Source organism: Microbacterium invictum (assembly GCF_014197265.1).
GTDB classification, from domain to species: domain Bacteria; phylum Actinomycetota; class Actinomycetes; order Actinomycetales; family Microbacteriaceae; genus Microbacterium; species Microbacterium invictum.
Map to the genome: position 1 here is coordinate 830,076 of NZ_JACIFH010000001.1, position 18,193 is coordinate 848,268.

Genomic DNA, 18,193 nt, shown 5'->3' on the forward strand with positions numbered 1-18,193 from the left:
GCGGGCTATTCGGCGCCGGGCGGGACGATGCCCGAGCGGTGCGCCATGATGACCGCCTGCACGCGATCACGGGCCCCGAGCTTGGCCAGGACCCGGCCGACGTGGGTCTTGACGGTCGACTCGCCGAGGAACAGCTCGGCGGCGATCTCGGTGTTGGTGAGCCCGCGCCCGATCGCCGCGAACACCTCGCGTTCGCGCTCGGTCAGCACCGCGGCGGGGTCCGGCCCATCGGCCGGCGGGGGCGGCGACTGAAGCATGGTGTCCAGCAGCCGCCGCGTGACGCTGGGCGCCAGCACCGCATCGCCGCGATGGGCCGCGCGGATCGCGCCGACCAGCTCGTGACGCTGCGCATCCTTGAGCAGGAAACCACTGGCGCCGGCGCGGAGTGCTCCCAGCGCATACTCGTCGAGGTCGAAGGTCGTCAGCACGAGCACGCGCGTCGCCGGCTGTGCCGCCACGATGCGTGCGGTCGCGGCGACGCCGTCCATGCGCGGCATCCGGACATCCATCAGCACGACGTCCGGCTGCAGGCGCGCGCTCAGTGCGATCGCCTCGTCACCGTCGCGGGCCTCTGCGACGACGTCGAGGTCGGGCTCGGCCTCGAGCACGAGGCGGAACCCGACGCGGATCAGCTCCTGATCGTCCACCAGCAGCACCCGGATCGGCAGTGTCATGAGTCCTCCCGTGCGTCGGTCATCGGCAGTGTGGCGTGTACCCGCCAGCGGCCGTCGCCCTCGGGGCCGGCCTGCAGAACACCGCCGACGTGATCGATGCGCTCGCGCAACCCGCGCAGCCCGTACCCGGCGATGGCGGCATCCGGCTCCGCGGCGGCGAGAGCCCCGTCATTGACGACGTCGACCGTGATCTGCGCGGGGGTCGCGGTGATCGTGACGTCTATCGTGCTTGCGTACGGTGAGTGGCGCATCGCGTTCGTCAGCCCCTCCTGCACGATGCGGGCGACGGCCAGCCGGACGGGCCGCGGCGCGGCAGACGCATCTCCGCGGATGTGCAGGGACACGGGGAATCCCGCCCGTCGGGCCGCGGCCACGGCATCGGGCACGGTGTCGTCGTCGACGGGGGTGAGCGGTGCATCGGGCGCCGCCGTCTCGTCGCGGAGCACACCGAGCATCGCGCGCATCTCGTGCAGGGCGGCGCGGGCCGTGGCGGCCGCCTGCCCGCTCGCCGCGCGCGCCCGGTCGCGGTCTTCGGTGGCGGTGGCACCGTCGGCAAGGGCGACGATGACCGTCAGCGAGTGCGAGACGACATCATGCATCTCCCGGGCGATGCGGGCCCGCTCGGCAACCGCCGCCAGCTGCGCCTGCTGATCGCGTTCGACCAGCAGCTGCCGCGACCGCGCGATGATCGCCTCGAGATACCGCTTCCGGTTGCCCACGTTGACGCCGATCAACGCCCCGATCAGCGCCAGGATGGCCTCGCCGACCACGGCGTTCGCGGCCACGGCAACGCTGATCGTCCCGGTCGCGGAGAGCCCGATCGCCACGGTCGTCAGGGTCGTCAGACCGATGATCAGGCCGACGACGCACGCGCGGGTCGAGCGGTAGACGGCGAGGGTGTAGCTGGTCACCAGCAGCAGCGGCCCCCCGACCGCCACCGGTGACAGGAGGTACGCGGTCGCCGCGACGAGGGAGGCGACGAAGACAGCGGTCGGCCAGCGGCGACGCCAGACCAGCAGGACGCACGCAGCCACCACCGTGGCCGTGATCACCGCCGAAGCCCATGCGCGCGCCACCGGGTCCGCACCGCCCGCGTCGGTGCCGATGGTCGTGGCCGGGACGAGCGAGAACACCAGGCAGACGAAGGCGATCAGCACATCGGCCAAGACGTGGTGCCGGGACCAGAACCGGCGGATGACCCCTGGGGGACGCGGCAGCCGCAGCTCGTCCTCCACGACGGAGGACGGGCTGCGGCTGACGTCCGACACCCGTTGAGCCTACGCGTCGCGGGTGCGCAGCACCGCCCACGCACCGAGCAGACCGGCGACGACCCAGGCGAGAAGCGCGATGAGGGCCGCGCCCATGTCCGGCGCATTCGGCGTCGTGAGGGTCTGCGAAGCCATCATCGGCAGGTACTGACCGGCATCCACCACCCACCGCCAGCCCTCGCCGGCCATCGCGAACATGCTCGTCACGATCGGCAGCACGAACAGCAGACCCACGGTCGCAGCGATGGCTCCCGAGCCGTTGCGCACGATGAAGCCCCAGCTGAGGCCGATCAGCGCGAAGGCCGTCATCGACAGCACACCTGCGGCCAGCGGCACAAGGGACCGGGACGCGTCGGACCACACGATCCCGTCGTCTCCGAGAATCGGCGCCGTCGCGACGATCGCAATCGCGTAGGTGAGGGCGGTGGCCACCGCGATCACGACGATCAGCACGACGGCTTTGGCGGCGAGGACCACGCCGCGGCGCGGCTCGGCCGTCAGAGTCGAGCGGATCATTCCGGTGGAATACTCGCCGGTGATGGCGATCGCACCGAGGACTCCCGCGACGAGCATCGTGAACTGCGTGGGGGCGAGGATGGTCATCACCGACTCGTAGCCGGGACCGAAGTCGCGTGAGGCCGCAGCCATCATGAGCGAGATCCCGACGGACAGGACCGCGGCGATGGCCAGCGACCACCAGGTCGAGCGCAGCGTGGTGATCTTGATCACTTCGCTCCGGATCACGCGGGGCAACGTCAGTCGGAAGTCGGTGGCGTGCGCCGAGGCGGGCGCGGTGAGCGCGGTCATGCGAGTTCCTTCGTCTTGTACTCGACGGACTGTTCGGTGAGGGCCAGGTAGGCGTCTTCGAGCGATCCGGACGTGGGCGTCAGTTCGTGAATCGGGATGCCGCCCTCTGCCGCGATGTCGCCGATGGTCGCCGCGGGCAGGCCCGTGACCCGCAGCCGTCCCGGCTCGTGGGTGGTGATCTCGATGTCGGGGCCGCTGATGGCCTGGGCGAGCTCGGCGGGCCTCGGAGTCGCCACCGTGACGACACTCGTCGTCCACGCCCGCACGAGTTCGGGGAGCGCCGCGTCGGCGAGCACTCGACCGCGCCCGAGCACGATGACGTGATCGGCGGTCTGGGCCATCTCGCTCATCAGGTGACTCGACAGCAGCACCGTGCGCCCCTCGGCTGCCTGACGGCGCACGAACTGCCGTACCCACCGCACGCCCTCGGGGTCGAGCCCGTTGACCGGCTCGTCGAGGATCAGCGTCTGCGGGTCGCCGAGCAGCGCTGCCGCGATGCCCAGTCGCTGACCCATGCCGAGCGAGAACTTGCCGGCGCGCTTGCGCGCCACGCTCGCGATGCCGGTCAGCTCGATGACCTCGTCGACGCGGCTGCGTGGGATGCCGTGCGTCGCGGCCATGGCGCGAAGGTGGTCGCGCGCGGAGCGGCCGGTGTGCACGGCCTTGGCATCCAGCAGCACGCCGACCTCGGTCAGCGGGGAACGGCTGGTGCGGTAGTCGTGACCGCCGACGGTGACGCTCCCGGCCGTCGGGCGGTCGAGCCCGACGATCATGCGCATGGTGGTGGACTTGCCGGCGCCGTTGGGACCGAGGAATCCGGTCACCTTGCCGGTGGGGACGGTGAAGGAGATGTCGTCGACGGCGGTCTTGTCGCCATACCGCTTCGTCAGGTTCTCTGCGAGGATCATGCTTCGAACCTACGGGCCGCCGTCACCGGCGGCGTCCCCCCGCGGTACCGTCCCGCGACGACGTCGTCCCCCTGCAGGATGATTTCACGCAGGGGGACGACGGGTGCTGCAGGTGCTACTGCGCGTCGCGCTCCTGCACCGACAGGGCGCGCTCGACGCCCGCGAGGTTCTCGGCGACCAGACGGCGCAGCGCCGGCGATGCGTCCTCGTGCTCCTTCAGCCAGGCACGGGTCGCGTCGCGGAGGGCGACATCGGCCAGGGCGGCCGGGTACAGCCCGGTGATCAGGTAGTTCGCGATCTGGTAGGTGCGGCTGTTCCACACCGGGAGCAGCATCTCGAAGTAGGGGTCGATGAACGCGGACAGCGCGTCCACGCCCGCCGGGTGCACCAGCCCGAGCGCGGCCGAGCGGATCACCGTGTTGGGCAGGTCGGCGCTGTCGACCAGCGACGACCAGGCGGTGCGCTTGGCCTCGACGCTCGGCAGGGCGGCCTTGGCCTGCGCCGCGAACTCGCCGCCCTTGGCGGTGTTGTCCTCGGCGAGGGCGGCGTCGATGTCGGCGGCGGTGACGAGTCCGCCCGCCGCGAGGGAGACCAGCAGCGCCCACGACAGGTCGGCGTCGATCTCGAGCCCGGAAAGGGTGTTCTCGCCGTCGCGCAGCGCGCGGACCTGTTCCCAATGGGTGGGGAGGGCGGCCGCCGACGCGAACGCGGTCACGAACTGCAATTGGCTGTCGCTGCCGGCATCCGCCCCCTGAGCGAGCTCCCACAGCGCATCGGCGACCTTGCTCCGGGCCGCCTCCCGACGCTCGGGTGCGACATACGAATTCGCCGTCAGCTGCAGCTGGGCGAGCGTCGTGCGCACCGTGGTCGACTCGGTCTCGGCGCCGATGTTGCGGAGCACGAGATCGATGTAGTCGGATGCCGACGCCTCGGCATCACGGGTCTGATCCCACGCCGCACCCCATACCAGCGAACGGGCCAGCGGGTCGGAGATCGTGCCGAGATGGGCGATCGCCGTGCCCAGCGACCGCTCGTCGAGGCGGATCTTCGCGTACGCGAGGTCGTCGTCGTTGAGGAGGATGAGGTCGGGCTGGGCGAATCCCTTGAGCTCGGGCACCTCGGTGAGGTCACCGTCGACGTCGATCTCGATGTGGTGGGTGCGCACGAGCGCGCCGCCGTCGAGGTCGTAGAACCCGACGCCGAGGCGGTGCGGACGGATCGTCGGATAATCCGCCGGCGCGGTCTGCACGATCGCGAAACGGGTGATGTGACCGTCGACGTCGGTCTTGAGCTCGGGGGAGAGCGTGTTCACGCCGGCGGTCTCCAGCCACTTCTTCGACCACGTGTCGAGCTCGCGGCCGCTGGTGGCTTCGAGCTCGACGAGCAGGTCGCTCAGCTCGGTGTTGCCCCACGCGTGCTTCTGGAAGTACGCCGAGACGCCCGCGAAGAACGCCTCGATGCCCACCCAGGCCGCGAGCTGCTTCAGCACCGAGCCGCCCTTGGCGTACGTGATGCCGTCGAAGTTGACCTGGACGTCCTCGAGGTCGTTGATGGTCGCGACCACCGGGTGGGTCGACGGAAGCTGGTCCTGGCGGTACGCCCAGGTCTTCTCCATGGCATTGAACGTCGTCCAGGCGGCAGTCCACTCGGTGGCCTCGGCCGTGGCGATGGTCGACGCCCATTCGGCGAACGACTCGTTGAGCCACAGGTCGTTCCACCATTTCATCGTGACCAGGTCACCGAACCACATGTGCGCGAGCTCGTGGAGGATCGTGACGACCCGCCGTTCCTTCACGGCATCGGTCACCTTCGAGCGGAACACGTAGGTCTCGGTGAAGGTGACCGCGCCCGCGTTCTCCATGGCCCCCGCGTTGAACTCGGGGACGAACAGCTGGTCATACTTCGCGAACGGGTACGGGACGCCGAACTTGTCCTCGTAGTAGGCGAAGCCCTCACGGGTCTTGTCGAAGATGTAGTCGGCATCGAGGTGCTGCCACAGGCTCTTGCGGCCGTAGACGCCCAGCGGGATGACCCGGCCGGAGGAACTGGTCAGCTCGGAGAAGGTCGACTCGTAGGGGCCGGCGACCAGCGCGGTGATGTACGACGAGATGCGCGGGGTGGGCTCGAAGGTCCACGTGGCCGTGCCCTCACCGGCGGCGACCGGGGCAGGGGTAGGCGAGTTCGACACGACCTGCCACTGCGCGGGAGCGGTGACGGTGAACTGGAACGCCGCCTTCAGATCGGGTTGCTCGAACACCGCGAACACGCGCCGCGAGTCGGGCACCTCGAACTGCGAGTAGAGGTAGACCTCGCCGTCGACGGGGTCGACGAAGCGGTGCAGGCCCTCGCCCGTGTTCGTGTAGAGGCAGTCCGCGTCCACGACCAGCTCATTGTCGGCGGCGAGCGAGTCGAGGGCGATGCGCGAGTCGGCGAAGGCCGTGGCCGGGTCGATCGCCTGGCCGTTCAGGGTGATCTCGTGCACCGTGCGGGCGATGAGGTCGATGAAGGTCGAGGCCCCCTCGGTCGCGGTGAAGCGGATCACCGCACGTGAGCGGAACACCTCCGGACCGGTGGTCAGATCGAGCGTGACCTCGTATGAGGTGGTGTCGATGATCGCGCGGCGCTCCTGCGCCTCGCTGCGGGTGAGATTCTCTCCAGGCACGTGCGTGACTCCCATGGGTTCGGGTGGATGCCGACGATCGACGCTGCTGGCGCCGACGGCAACCTGTAAAGCCTACGCTGTCCGTCCCTCGGGCTCCCGCCGGATATGACTGCGTGCGTGCTCGATCGCCGGCGGCAGTTCGGCGAAGAGGTGATTGGCATGACGCAGCGATCGCAGCACGCCCACCGTGCGCATCAGATCCTCGTGGCGCGCCTGGACCCCCTTGATGAGCACCGTGACCCCGCGCCGCTCGAGGCTCTGCACGATGTCGCCGAGGATGCGGGCGCCGGTGGCATCGAGCAGCTCCAGCTGCGACATCCGCAGGATCACCACCGAGACGCCCTTCAGGGACTGCACCTGAGCGAAGATCCGGTCGGCCCCGGCGAAGAACAGCGGACCGTCGAACCGGATGATCGCGATGCGCTCGTCCCCGGCATGCCTCTCACCGGCGATCTCTTCGCGATGGACCCCAGAGGCCCGTGACAGGCTCCGCAGCGCGAGGACGCCGGCGAACACGACGCCGATGATCACCGCGACGATCAGGTCGAACGACACCGTGATCACGGCCGTCAGGACGAAGGCGACGGCGTCGGCACGCGTGGAGCGGAGGATCGCCCGGACCGTGTCGCGGTGGACCATGCGGACCGCGGTGAGCATGAGGACACCGGCCAGTGCCGCGAGGGGGATGCTGCCGACCGGGCCGGAGGCGACGAGCACCACCAGCAGCAGCACGACCGCGTGGAAGGCCGAGGCGATGCGCGATCGGCCGCCCGAGCGGATGTTCACGGCGGTCCGGGCGATCGCCCCGGTGGCCGGCATGCCGCCGAACAGGGATGCACCGACCGACGCGAGGCCCTGCCCGAACAGCTCACGGTCCGGGTCGTAGGGACCGGTATCGGCCATGGATGCCGCGACGCGGGCCGACAGCAGCGACTCGATCGCGGCGAGGGCGGCGACGGTGACAGCGGGCAGGAGCAGGTGCGACAGCAGCGCGGGGTCGAGGTTCGGCAGTGCCGGCGCCGGGAGAGAGGAGGGCAGTGTGCCGATGGTCGCCAGCGGTGTCGGCAGCACGAGCGCGAGCACGGCGACCACGGCGATGCCGATGAGCGAGCCGGGAATCGCCGGGTGCAGGCGGGGGAGCAGCAGCATGCACGCCACCACGATCGCGGCGGCGCCCAGCGCCCAGAGGAGGTAGCCGAGGTCCGCGCCGGCGAGCGCCTGGACCGCTGCGACGAGCGCATTGGAGCTGTGCTCATCGGCCCGTGCCGTGTGAGCAGACGTGAGCAGCGGGATCTGCTGGGCGAAGATGATCACCGCGATGCCGAGAGTGAACCCCTCGATGACCGGCCAGGGGATGAAGGACACGGCGCGGCCGAGCCGCAGGACGCCCGCGGCGATCACGATGACCCCGGCCATGAGCGCCACCGTGACCACCGCACCGGGACCGTGGATCGCCACGATCGGAACGAGGACGACCACCATCGCGCCGGTCGGGCCGGAGACCTGGACGTGCGATCCTCCGAAGACCGCCGCGATGAACCCGGCCACGACCGCGGTGATCAGCCCCGCTTCGGCGCTGAGCCCCGAACTGACGCCGAATCCCAGTGCCAGCGGCAGTGCGACGATGCCGACGGTGATTCCGGCGATCAGATCGCCACGCCACGTGCGTCCGGCGTGCGCATAGTCGGCCCTGCTCGGAAAGAGCGCGGCGATGGCCGACACGAACCGGCGGCCCCGGGCCGGTGACGTCGTCACCGCGGCGCCTCCGGCAGCGCGGGCAGGTCCTGGGCGCCGCGCAGAAGGTCGCCGTCGGTGGCGAGCACGGCCCACAGCAGTTCGCGAGCGGTTGCCAGCAGCTGCGCGACCTTCGGATCGGCGAGGCGGTAGTAGACGTGGCTCGCGCGGCGTTCGGACTCTACGAGCCGGTGTCGGCGGAGCACCGCGAGGTGCTGGGACAGGTGTGACGCTTCGAGGCCCGTCTCGGCCTGCAGTTCGGCCACGCTGCATTCCGGGGTGGCCGACAGCAGCTCGAGGATGCGGATGCGGAAGGGATGAGCGAGCCCCTTGAACAGGTTGGCCTTGACTTCGTAGAGCGGTCTCTGCGTCTGGGTTAGTGGCATGATGGAAACATCATATCGCGGCATCCATCGACCGGCACTGTCAATAGGATTGAGGCATGCGCATCCACATCGCGACGGACCACGCCGGCCTCGAATTCTCCACGCAGCTGCAGCACCACCTCGCCGCGCAGGGTCACGACGTGGTCGATCACGGTCCGATCGAGTACGACGCGCTCGACGACTACCCGTCCTTCTGCATCCGGGCGGCGCAGGCGGTCGTGCGTGACCAGGCCGCGGGCATCGAGACGCTCGGCGTCGTGTTCGGCGGCTCGGGCAACGGCGAGCAGATCGCGGCGAACAAGGTCCGGGGTGTCCGCGCCGCGCTCGTCTGGAATCTCGCCACCGCCGAGCTCGCGCGTGAGCACAACGACGCGAACGTCATCTCGATCGGCGCCCGTCAGCACACCTTCGATGAGGCGGTGACCTTCATCGACCGGTTCATCGCGACGCCGTTCACCGGCGAGGAGCGTCACGCGCGCCGCATCGGCCAGCTCGCCGCGTACGAGATCGACGGGTCGCTCGAGCCCGACCCGCGCAGGAACCTCCGCGGCGGCGAGTCCGCCGACGCGATTGATCCGGAAGCGGGCTGATGCCCGAGGGTCATTCCGTCCACCGCATCGCCCGTCAGTTCGACCGGAACTTCGTGGGGCGCGCGGTGACGGCATCCAGCCCGCAGGGACGATTCGTCGAGGGCGCCTCGGTCATCGACCGGCGCACGCCCACCGAGGTCCGCGCCGTCGGCAAGCAGATGTTCCTCGAGTTCGACGACGACATCTGGCTGCGCGTGCACCTGGGCATGTACGGCGCGTGGGACTTCGCCGGTGAGATCCTCGTCGACCCGACCATCGCGTCGGCCAACGGGCGGATGGGGCAGACGAACCAGCGCGGCACCGACCTCGAGCCGGTCTTCGACACCGCCGGCGAGAACTCGCTGAGCTCGATCGGCGCGCCGCGACGCACCCGCGTGCACGTGCGCATGAGCGAGCAGACGAGGGGCCTGGCCGACGAGGGCGACCAGTGGCCGCCGCCCGTGGTCGGCCAGGTGCGACTGCGTCTGATGACGGATGCCACCTGCGCCGACCTGCGCGGTCCGACCGCCTGCCAGCTGCAGACGCCGGACGAGATGCTCGCAACGGTCGCGAAGCTCGGCCCCGATCCGCTCGTGGACGACGTCGCGGAGGGCGAGGAACGATTCGCCGCGGTCGTCCGGCGCAAGCCGACGCCCATCGGACTGCTGCTCATGGACCAGACCGTCGTCAGCGGCATCGGGAACGTGTACCGCGCCGAGATGCTGTTCCGGGCACGTCTGAACCCCCACACCCCGGGGCGGGATGTGCCGGAGGAGACGGTCCGAGGACTGTGGCGGGACTGGGTGCGACTGCTGGCCATCGGCGTGGAGACGGGCCAGATGATGACGATGGACGACCTGAACCCCGACGCCTATCGGCTCGCGATGGCGCATCGCGACGACCGGCACTGGGTCTATCACCGCGCGGGGCTGCCGTGCCGCGTGTGCGGGACGGCGATCGTGCTCGAAGAGATGGCGACGCGCAAGCTGTACTGGTGCCCGAGCTGTCAGGCGTGAGTCGCTCGTCACCGCCCTAGGCTGGTGACATGCGGCAGAACCCGAGCTTCGCGATGACCGACGTGGCGGAGCTGCGCCGTGTCATCGATGCGCACCCGTGGATGACACTGGTGAGCAACACCCCTGATGGACTGGTGGCATCGCACTACGCGGTGCTGCTGGACGAAGACCGCGACGACCTCACGATCGTGGGGCATGTCGGCAGACCTGACGACGCGATCCTGGGCCTGGGTGAGCACGAGCTGCTGGTCGTCGTGCAGGGACCGCACGGGTACGTCTCGCCCGGCTGGTACGGCGATGTGCAGGCCGTCCCCACGTGGAACTTCGTCTCGGTGCACCTGAGCGGAGTCCCTGAGCTGCTGTCCACCGAGGAGAACCTGAAGGTGCTCGACAGGCTCGTCGCGCGATTCGAATCCGCACTGCCGCAGCCGCGACTCATGTGGGAACCGCCCAACGACGAGAAGTTCGTGCGGGGTCTCGAGCGCGGGACGGTCGGTTTCCGTCTGACACCCACCAAGGTCGTGGCCAAGCGCAAGCTCAGTCAGAACAAGCCAGACGAGATGGTCGACACCATCATCGCCGAGCTCGAAGCCGGCCACGGTCCCTACACGGACCCGCGACTGCCGGCCGAGATGCGTCGTGCGCACGAGAGCATCCGTGCCGCGCGGGACATTCGATGAGCCTGCAGCGCGCCGACGGCGTCGACGTCATCGCGAACGCGCGGCTGACGGGCGGCGACCGCCTCGATCCGTTCGGCACCGAGCCGGTCGATGTGCACCTCGACGGCGGCCGGATCGCCGACATCGCGCCGGCACGAGCGCTGCCCCGCCGCGGCGCCGTCCTCGACGCCGACGGTTCCTGGGTGATCTCCGGCCTGTGGGATCACCACGTCCACACCGTCCAGTGGGCGCTGGTCGCCCAGCGGATGCCGGTGGGCGCGGCGGCGACGGCGGCCGAGGCGGCGACGATCATGTCCACCGCCCCGCTCCTCGCGGACGGGCGGCGCGTGGGCACCGGCTTCCGCGATGCTCTCTGGCCGGACACGCCTTCCCTTGCCGTGCTCGACGCGGCGACGGGCGAGGTGCCCACCTACCTGATCAGCGCGGACGTGCACTGCGTGTGGCTCAACTCGGCCGCACTCCGGCGCGAAGGGTTCCCGCCCGATGACACCGGACTGCTACGCGAGGCGCCGGCGTTCGAGATCTCACGGCGCCTCAACGCCGTCGACCCGGTCGCCGGCGACGCCCTCGTCGAGCACGCGTTGCGCGAGGCCGCCGCGCGCGGCATCGTGGGCGTCGTCGACTTCGACATGGCCTGGAACGCCGAGGCCTGGGCACGACGACTCGATGCCGGCTTCGACGCCACCCGCGTGTCGTTCGCGGTCTACCCCGAGCTTCTGGACCGCGCGATCGCCGAGGGCCTGCGCACCGGTGACGCCCTGGATGCCGCGGGCCGCGTGCGCATGGGGTCGCTGAAAGTCATCACCGACGGGTCGCTCGGCACGCGAACGGCGGCATGCTCGCACCCGTATCCGGGCGATCCGCACAACCGCGGCGTGCTGACCGTTCCGCCGCATGAACTCGTGGATCTGCTCATGCGGGCGACCGGAGCGGGCCTCGCGTGCGCGGTGCATGCGATCGGCGACCTCGCCAACACGCACGCGCTCGACGCGTTCGCCGAGACCGGCGCGTACGGCACGATCGAGCACGCGCAGCTGGTCGCACACGCCGACATCGCCCGGTTCGCGCGCCTGGGCGTCGCGGCGAGCGTGCAGCCCGAGCACGCGCTCGACGACCGCGACCTCACCGACACGATCTGGGCCGGTCAGACTGCCCTGCCGTACCCGCTGCGGTCGATGGCCGATGCCGGGGTCAACCTGCTCTTCGGCTCCGATGCACCGGTCGCGCCGCTGGACCCCTGGGCGGCGATGGCTGCCGCGGTCCTGCGCACGCGGGACGACCTGCCCGCATGGCGTCCGGATCAGGCGGTGTCACCCGCAACCGCACTGGCCGCGTCGACGGCCGGCGGCTCGGACGCCGGCTCAGCCCTCGACGTCGGCGACATCGCCGACCTCGCGCTCGTGGACCGCGACCCGCTGACGGCCGGACGGACGCTGGGTGCGACGCAGACCCGCGCAACCCTGATCGAGGGCGTCCTGACGCACGTCGCCCACTGACTGCACGACGAAGCCCCGGACCGATCGGCCGGGGCTTCGTGCTGCTCAGGAGTGGGCGCCTGCCGGCATCCACTCGTCTGCTGTCAAGAGGCGAGGTGCGCCGAGAGGAACCAGCGATCCTTCTCGAGGCTCGCCTTGATGCCGATCGCGATGTCCTGGCTGGTCAGATCGATCTCGTCGAGGCCGTCGATCGCCGCCTGCACGTCGGGCAGGACCGCGTCGATGTCGGAGACGATGGCCGCGATCTGCTGCTCCCACGGGGTGAACCCGGCAGGAACCGCCGTCGCGGCGACCTTAGCGGCCACCGTGGCGACGCGGGCATCGACAGGAAGGCCCAGAGCGACGATCCGCTCGGCGGCCTCGTCGGCAGACGCCTGCGCGTGTGCGACGACCTGGTCGAGAAGCTCGTGGATCGCGATGAAATTCGCGCCACGGACGTTCCAGTGGGCCTGCTTGCCGTTGACGGCGAGAGCCTGCAGTCCGAGAACGACCGGCGCGAGGAACTGTGCGGTGCCGGCGGCCACCTCAGGGTCGGCCGCGGTCGCTGAAATCGTGTGTGTCTTGGTCATATCTACTCGCCCTCCACTCAGCGGGAAATGCCCCGCACTGAATCCAACGCTACTCAGCACCAGGCATTCCGCAAGCAAGCAAAGGCTGGGCTAACCGGGAGTTCTCGGGTGTCCGGCTGTGTAGTGTCGGAGCCATGACCGTCGCCGCCGATGCCTCCGTTCTCGCCGTCTCGGGCCACGCGCCCACTCTCGATCCGACCTCCTTCGTCGCACCCGGTGCGCGGGTGATCGGCAACGTCACCCTCGAGGCCGGCGCGAGCGTCTGGTACAACGCCGTGGTGCGCGGCGACAGCGCCTCGATCACGCTCGGCGCCGGCAGCAACCTGCAGGACAACGTGTCGGTCCACGTCGACGACGGGCACCCCGTGATCATCGGCGAGAACGTCTCGGTCGGCCACAACGCCGTGGTGCACGGCTGCACGATCGGCGACGGCTCGCTCGTCGGCATGGGCAGTGTCGTGCTCTCCGGCGCCGTCATCGGCAGCGGGTGCCTCATCGCCGGGGGAGCGGTCGTCCTCGAGGGCTCCGTCGTGCCCGACGGCTCGCTCGTCGCAGGCGTGCCGGCCAAGGTCCGGCGTGAGCTCAGCGACGACGAGAAGGCGGGGATCCTGCGCAACGCCGAGATCTACCGGGCGCACCTGGCCGCGCACGCGGGCGCCGAAGACGCACGCTGACGGGGTTCGTGGAGGGGCTGACGAGAATCGAACTCGCATCATCTGTTTGGAAGACAGAGGCTTTACCACTAAGCTACAGCCCCGGATCCGGCGGAATCCGGCCGGGTTTTCAGTTGTCGGGCGATGCCGCCGAGAGTGTCGGTGCAGACGCCTCGAAGAGTCTACAGCGCAATGTCGGCTAGACTGACCAGCGGCCGTTTTTCGGCGTTCGCATGCGTGCGTGCGCGCCCGGGGCGTAGCTCAGCTTGGTAGAGCGCCCGCTTTGGGAGCGGGAGGTCGCAGGTTCAAATCCTGTCGCCCCGACACACGGCCCCCCAGACCCAGACATACCGAACCAGCGCCCGCGCATGCGTGCGGGACTTGAGGAGAACACAGGCATGGTCACCAGCACCGTCGAGACGCTGAGCCCCACCCGGGTGAAGCTGCACATCTCGGTCACCCCCGAGGAGCTCAAGCCGAGCATCGCGCACGCCTACGAGCACATCGCTCAGGACGTGCAGATCCCCGGCTTCCGCAAGGGCAAGGTGCCGGCGCCGATCATCGACCAGCGCATCGGCCGCGGCGCCGTGCTCGAGCACGCCGTCAACGAGGGCCTCGACCAGTTCTACCGCGCGGCCGTCAACGACAACGAGGTCCGCATCGTCGGGCGTCCGGCCGCCGAGATCGTCGAATGGCCCAACGAGAAGGACTTCTCGGGTGACCTCAAGCTCGAGGTCGAGGTCGACGTGCGTCCCGAGTTCGACCTGCCGGCGTACGACGCCGTGAAGATCGAGGTCGACGTCGTCGAGACCGACGAGTCGGCCATCGACGCCGAACTCGACAGCCTGCGCGCCCGCTTCGGCACGCTCGTGACCGTCGACCGCCCCGCCGCCACCGGCGATTTCGTCGAGCTCGACCTGGTCGCCACCATCGACGGCACCGAGATCGACCGCGCCCAGGGCGTGTCGTACGAGGTCGGCTCGGGCGAGCTCCTCGAGGGCATCGACGAGGCCGTCGAATCGCTCACCGCCGGTGAGGACACCACCTTCCGCTCGACGCTGGTCGGCGGCGACCATGCGGGTGAAGAAGCCGAGGTCGCCGTGACCGTCACCGCCGTGAAGGAACGCGAGCTTCCCGAGGCCGACGACGACTTCGCCCAGATCGCCAGCGAGTACGACACGATCGCCGAACTGCGCGAGAGCCTGGTCGAGCGCGTCTCGCAGCAGGCCGTGTTCACGCAGGGTGCCGCCGCGCGCGACAAGCTCGTCGAGACGCTCATCGAACTCGTCGACATCCCTGTGCCCGAGAAGCTCGTCGAGGACGAGGTGCACACCCACCTCGAGGGTGAGGGCCGTCTCGAGGACGACGTGCACCGCGCCGAGGTCACCGAGGCCAGCCAGAAGCAGTTCCGCACCCAGATGATCCTCGACAAGATCGTCGAGCGTCACGAGGTGCAGGTCTCGCAGGAGGAGCTGACCCAGTACCTCATCCAGTCATCGGCCCAGTACGGCATGCCGCCGCAGGAGTTCGTCGACGCGCTGCAGCAGAACGGCCAGCTGCCGCTCATGGTCGGCGAGGTCGCCCGCAACAAGGCCCTCGCGATCGCGCTGGGCAAGGTCGCCGTCGTCGACACCGCCGGCAACACGGTCGACCTGTCGGGCTTCGCCGCCGTCGAAGACGAGGACGAGTCCGCCGAGGACGCGCCGGCCGAAGCGGCCGCAGCCGAGGAGGCGCCCGTCAAGAAGGCGCCGGCCAAGAAGGCTCCCGCCAAGAAGCCGGCCGCGAAGAAGGCTGACGCCGACGAGGCCGCAGCCGAGAAGGCACCGGCCAAGAAGGCGCCGGCCAAGAAGCCGGCCGCGAAGAAGCCTGCAGCGAAGAAGTCCGACGCCGAGTAATCGACGTCTCGAGAGGGGTGGCTGCCGGAGCACCGGCATCCACCCCTCTTGTTCGTCTGCGCAGACACGACGTATGCCGACGGCGAACACGGCCGGGGCATCGTCTGAGCGTCGGTAGATTCGTTGCGTACGGATACCCGGAATCAGGAGCATTCATGGCTGAACCACTTGTCGCGACCAGCGTCTTCGACAGACTGCTGAAGGACCGCATCATATGGCTGGGGTCGGAGGTGCGCGACGACAACGCCAACGAGATCTGCGCGAAGATCCTGCTGCTGGCCGCCGAGGACTCCGAGAAGGACATCTTCCTCTACGTCAACTCGCCCGGCGGGTCGATCACCGCCGGCATGGCGATCTACGACACGATGCAGTTCGTCCCGAACGACATCGTCACCGTCGGCATCGGCATGGCCGCCTCCATGGGCCAGCTGCTGCTGACAGCCGGAACCAAGGGCAAGCGCTACATCACCCCGAACGCCCGCGTGCTGCTCCACCAGCCGCACGGCGGCTTCGGCGGCACCGCCAGCGACATCCAGACGCAGGCGCAGCTGATCCTCGACATGAAGAAGCGTCTCGCCGAGATCACCGCATCGCAGACCGGCAAGACGGTCGAGCAGATCAACGAGGACGGCGACCGCGACCGCTGGTTCAACGCCCAGGAGGCGCTGGAGTACGGCTTCGTAGACCACATCCGCGAATTGGCCACCGACGTCATCGGCGGCGGCGGAACCGACCAGTGAGCACCGGAGGACCGAACGCAATGAACACCCCCACCTTCGGCGCACCGCAGCACTCCGTGCACGGCGTGCAGATGCCCTCGAGCCGGTACATCCTGCCGCAGTTCGAAGAACGCACGGCCTACGGCTACAAGCGTCAGGACCCGTACAACAAGCTGTTCGAGGACCGTGTCATCTTCCTCGGCGTGCAGGTCGACGACGCGTCGGCCGACGACGTGATGGCCCAGCTGCTCGTGCTCGAGTCGCAGGACCCCGACCGCGACATCGTCATGTACATCAATTCGCCCGGCGGATCGTTCACGGCCATGACCGCGATCTACGACACCATGCAGTACGTGTCGCCCGAGATCCAGACCGTCGTGCTCGGCCAGGCGGCCTCGGCCGCCTCGGTGCTGCTGGCGGCCGGGGCCCCCGGAAAGCGCCTCGCGCTGCCCAACGCCCGGATCCTCATGCACCAGCCCGCGGTCGGCGAGTCGGGCCATGGCCAGGCGTCGGACATCGAGATCCAGGCGGCGGAGATCCTCCGCATGCGCACGTGGCTCGAGGAGACGATGGCGAGGCACACCAACCGCACCCAGGCGCAGGTCAACAAGGACATCGACCGCGACAAGATCCTCTCGTCCGAGGAGGCCCTCGAGTACGGGATCGTCGACCAGGTGCTGACCTCGCGCAAGCGCACCCCGGCCGCGATCACCTCCTGAGGTCCGCGTCCGAATGCCCCGCCGAGTACGTCGGCGGGGCATTCGCGTTCGCGCCCGTAAGACACCGCGCGTCGCAAATCCGCCGCGATGTCGCCGTGTGCAGTTAGGCTCGAACACGTCCCGCATGGCTCTGGAGGAGGCGCAACATGGCTCGCATCGGTGAAAGCGCCGACCTGTTCAAATGCTCCTTCTGCGGAAAGAGCCAGAAGCAGGTCCAGCAGCTCATCGCCGGTCCCGGTGTGTACATCTGCGACGAGTGCGTCGAGCTGTGCAACGAGATCATCGAAGAGCGCATGGCCGAGGCCGGCGACGGAGCCGTCGCAGACTTCGATCTGCCCAAGCCGCGTGAGATCTTCTCATTCCTCGCCGAGTACGTCGTCGGTCAGGACCCCGCCAAGAAGGCGCTGTCGGTCGCCGTGTACAACCACTACAAGCGCGTCCGCGCCCACAGCACCCTGCAGCCCGCCGAGCACCGCGCCGACGAGGTCGAGATCGCCAAGAGCAACATCCTGCTGCTGGGCCCGACCGGCTGCGGCAAGACCTATCTCGCGCAGACGCTGGCGAAGCGGCTGAACGTCCCGTTCGCGGTGGCGGATGCCACGGCGCTCACCGAGGCGGGATACGTCGGCGAAGACGTGGAGAACATCCTCCTCAAGCTCCTGCAGGCCGCCGACTTCGACGTGAAGCGCGCCGAGACCGGGATCATCTACATCGACGAGGTCGACAAGATCGCCCGCAAGGCGGAGAACCCCTCGATCACTCGCGACGTGTCGGGGGAGGGCGTGCAGCAGGCGCTGCTGAAGATCCTCGAAGGCACCGTCGCCTCCGTGCCGCCGCAGGGCGGCCGCAAGCACCCGCATCAGGAGTTCATCCAGATCGACACGACGAACGTCCTGTTCATCGTGGCCGGTGCGTTCGCCGGGCTCGAAGAGATCATCTCCGCCCGCGTCGGCAAGCACGGTGTCGGCTTCGGGGCCCCGCTGCATGAGAAGGGCAAGGACCTCGAGCTGTTCAGCGAGGTCGAGCCCGAAGACCTGCACAAGTTCGGGCTGATCCCCGAGTTCATCGGCCGGCTTCCCGTGGTCACCTCGGTCGCACCGCTCGATCAGGAGGCGCTCATCGAGATCCTCACCGGACCGAAGAACGCCTTCGTGAAGCAGTACCAGCGCATGTTCCAGCTCGACGGTGTCGAGCTGGAGTTCGACGACGACGCGCTGCGGGCCATCGCCGATCTGGCCGTGGCGCGCAAGACCGGCGCCCGTGGCCTGCGTGCGATTCTCGAGGACGTGCTCGGGCCGATCATGTTCGAGATCCCCTCGACCGAAGACGTCGAGAAGGTCATCGTCACCCAGGACGCCGTCACCACCGGCGCTGCGCCGACCCTCGTACTGAGCCAGCCGAAGCGCAAGAGCGCCTGACACGAGCTGCGTGTCGCAGG

Annotated in this window: 17 protein-coding genes and 2 tRNA genes; 10 read left to right on the plus strand and 9 right to left on the minus strand. The window is 69.3% G+C overall.

Annotated elements, in window-relative coordinates; all coding sequences use genetic code 11:
- Positions 1 to 5: 5 nt before the first annotated feature.
- The 7 genes from BKA10_RS04065 to BKA10_RS04095 form a co-directional block, all read right to left on the minus strand.
- Positions 6 to 674 (minus strand): response regulator, encoded by a 669-nt coding sequence (locus BKA10_RS04065; protein WP_183498713.1) that lies wholly within the window; start codon positions 672 to 674, stop codon positions 6 to 8.
- Positions 671 to 1,942: a histidine kinase gene (locus tag BKA10_RS04070; protein ID WP_183498714.1), complete on the minus strand. Its 1,272-nt coding sequence runs from the start codon at positions 1,940 to 1,942 to the stop codon at positions 671 to 673. The genes BKA10_RS04065 and BKA10_RS04070 overlap by 4 nt, the downstream gene beginning before the upstream one ends.
- Before the next feature lie 9 nt (positions 1,943 to 1,951).
- Positions 1,952 to 2,749, minus strand: a complete 798-nt coding sequence (locus tag BKA10_RS04075; RefSeq protein WP_183498715.1) for an ABC transporter permease — start codon at positions 2,747 to 2,749, stop codon at positions 1,952 to 1,954.
- Positions 2,746 to 3,657, minus strand: a complete 912-nt coding sequence (locus tag BKA10_RS04080) for an ABC transporter ATP-binding protein (RefSeq protein ID WP_183498716.1) — start codon at positions 3,655 to 3,657, stop codon at positions 2,746 to 2,748. The genes BKA10_RS04075 and BKA10_RS04080 overlap by 4 nt, the downstream gene beginning before the upstream one ends.
- A 115-nt stretch (positions 3,658 to 3,772) precedes the next feature.
- Positions 3,773 to 6,319: an aminopeptidase N gene (gene pepN, locus BKA10_RS04085; protein ID WP_183498717.1), complete on the minus strand. Its 2,547-nt coding sequence runs from the start codon at positions 6,317 to 6,319 to the stop codon at positions 3,773 to 3,775.
- Between the two features lie 72 nt (positions 6,320 to 6,391).
- Positions 6,392 to 8,074 carry a SulP family inorganic anion transporter gene (locus tag BKA10_RS04090; protein ID WP_248198976.1) on the minus strand — a complete coding sequence of 561 codons (1,683 nt, stop codon included), beginning with the start codon at positions 8,072 to 8,074 and terminating at the stop codon, positions 6,392 to 6,394.
- Complete coding sequence (locus BKA10_RS04095; protein ID WP_183498718.1) at positions 8,071 to 8,439, minus strand: ArsR/SmtB family transcription factor; 369 nt, start codon at positions 8,437 to 8,439, stop codon at positions 8,071 to 8,073. The genes BKA10_RS04090 and BKA10_RS04095 overlap by 4 nt, the downstream gene beginning before the upstream one ends.
- 56 nt (positions 8,440 to 8,495) lie before the next feature.
- Here BKA10_RS04095 and BKA10_RS04100 point away from each other — a divergent pair, with 56 nt between their 5' ends.
- The 4 genes from BKA10_RS04100 to BKA10_RS04115 are packed head-to-tail and all read left to right on the plus strand — an operon-like array spanning position 8,496 to position 12,200.
- Positions 8,496 to 9,029, plus strand: coding sequence for a ribose-5-phosphate isomerase (locus tag BKA10_RS04100; protein ID WP_183498719.1), 534 nt, complete (start codon positions 8,496 to 8,498; stop codon positions 9,027 to 9,029).
- Positions 9,029 to 10,024, plus strand: coding sequence for an Fpg/Nei family DNA glycosylase (locus tag BKA10_RS04105; RefSeq protein WP_183498720.1), 996 nt, complete (start codon positions 9,029 to 9,031; stop codon positions 10,022 to 10,024). Before BKA10_RS04100 ends, BKA10_RS04105 begins: the two co-directional genes overlap by 1 nt.
- A gap of 29 nt (positions 10,025 to 10,053) precedes the next feature.
- The gene (locus BKA10_RS04110) at positions 10,054 to 10,704 is read left to right on the plus strand and encodes an FMN-binding negative transcriptional regulator (RefSeq protein WP_183498721.1); all 651 of its coding nucleotides are present in this window, start codon (positions 10,054 to 10,056) and stop codon (positions 10,702 to 10,704) included.
- On the plus strand, positions 10,701 to 12,200 hold the full coding sequence (locus BKA10_RS04115; protein WP_183498722.1) for an amidohydrolase: 1,500 nt from the start codon (positions 10,701 to 10,703) through the stop codon (positions 12,198 to 12,200). The genes BKA10_RS04110 and BKA10_RS04115 overlap by 4 nt, the downstream gene beginning before the upstream one ends.
- An 83-nt stretch (positions 12,201 to 12,283) precedes the next feature.
- Here the strand turns inward: BKA10_RS04115 and BKA10_RS04120 are convergent, their stop codons facing one another.
- Positions 12,284 to 12,769, minus strand: coding sequence for a Dps family protein (locus tag BKA10_RS04120; protein ID WP_183498723.1), 486 nt, complete (start codon positions 12,767 to 12,769; stop codon positions 12,284 to 12,286).
- Between the two features lie 134 nt (positions 12,770 to 12,903).
- Between BKA10_RS04120 and BKA10_RS04125 the strand changes: the two genes are divergently transcribed.
- A complete protein-coding gene (locus BKA10_RS04125) occupies positions 12,904 to 13,443 on the plus strand; it encodes a gamma carbonic anhydrase family protein (RefSeq protein ID WP_183498724.1) in 540 nt (179 codons plus the stop codon).
- Positions 13,444 to 13,452: 9 nt separating this feature from the next.
- On the opposite strand, the gene BKA10_RS04130 is transcribed toward BKA10_RS04125, so the two are convergent.
- A tRNA-Gly gene (locus BKA10_RS04130) sits at positions 13,453 to 13,526 on the minus strand.
- Between the two features lie 146 nt (positions 13,527 to 13,672).
- On the opposite strand from BKA10_RS04130, the gene BKA10_RS04135 reads away from it, so the two are divergent.
- The 5 genes from BKA10_RS04135 to clpX all read left to right on the plus strand — a co-directional run bounded on the left by BKA10_RS04135 (position 13,673) and on the right by clpX (position 18,173).
- Positions 13,673 to 13,746, plus strand: a tRNA-Pro gene (locus tag BKA10_RS04135).
- A gap of 74 nt (positions 13,747 to 13,820) precedes the next feature.
- Positions 13,821 to 15,317, plus strand: coding sequence for a trigger factor (gene tig, locus BKA10_RS04140; protein ID WP_183498725.1), 1,497 nt, complete (start codon positions 13,821 to 13,823; stop codon positions 15,315 to 15,317).
- Between the two features lie 155 nt (positions 15,318 to 15,472).
- Entirely contained in the window at positions 15,473 to 16,057 is a 585-nt protein-coding gene (locus BKA10_RS04145) for an ATP-dependent Clp protease proteolytic subunit (protein ID WP_183498726.1), read from the plus strand.
- A gap of 20 nt (positions 16,058 to 16,077) precedes the next feature.
- Entirely contained in the window at positions 16,078 to 16,755 is a 678-nt protein-coding gene (locus BKA10_RS04150) for an ATP-dependent Clp protease proteolytic subunit (RefSeq protein ID WP_183498727.1), read from the plus strand.
- Between the two features lie 146 nt (positions 16,756 to 16,901).
- Positions 16,902 to 18,173, plus strand: coding sequence for an ATP-dependent Clp protease ATP-binding subunit ClpX (gene clpX / locus BKA10_RS04155; protein WP_183498728.1), 1,272 nt, complete (start codon positions 16,902 to 16,904; stop codon positions 18,171 to 18,173).
- Positions 18,174 to 18,193: the final 20 nt, after the last annotated feature.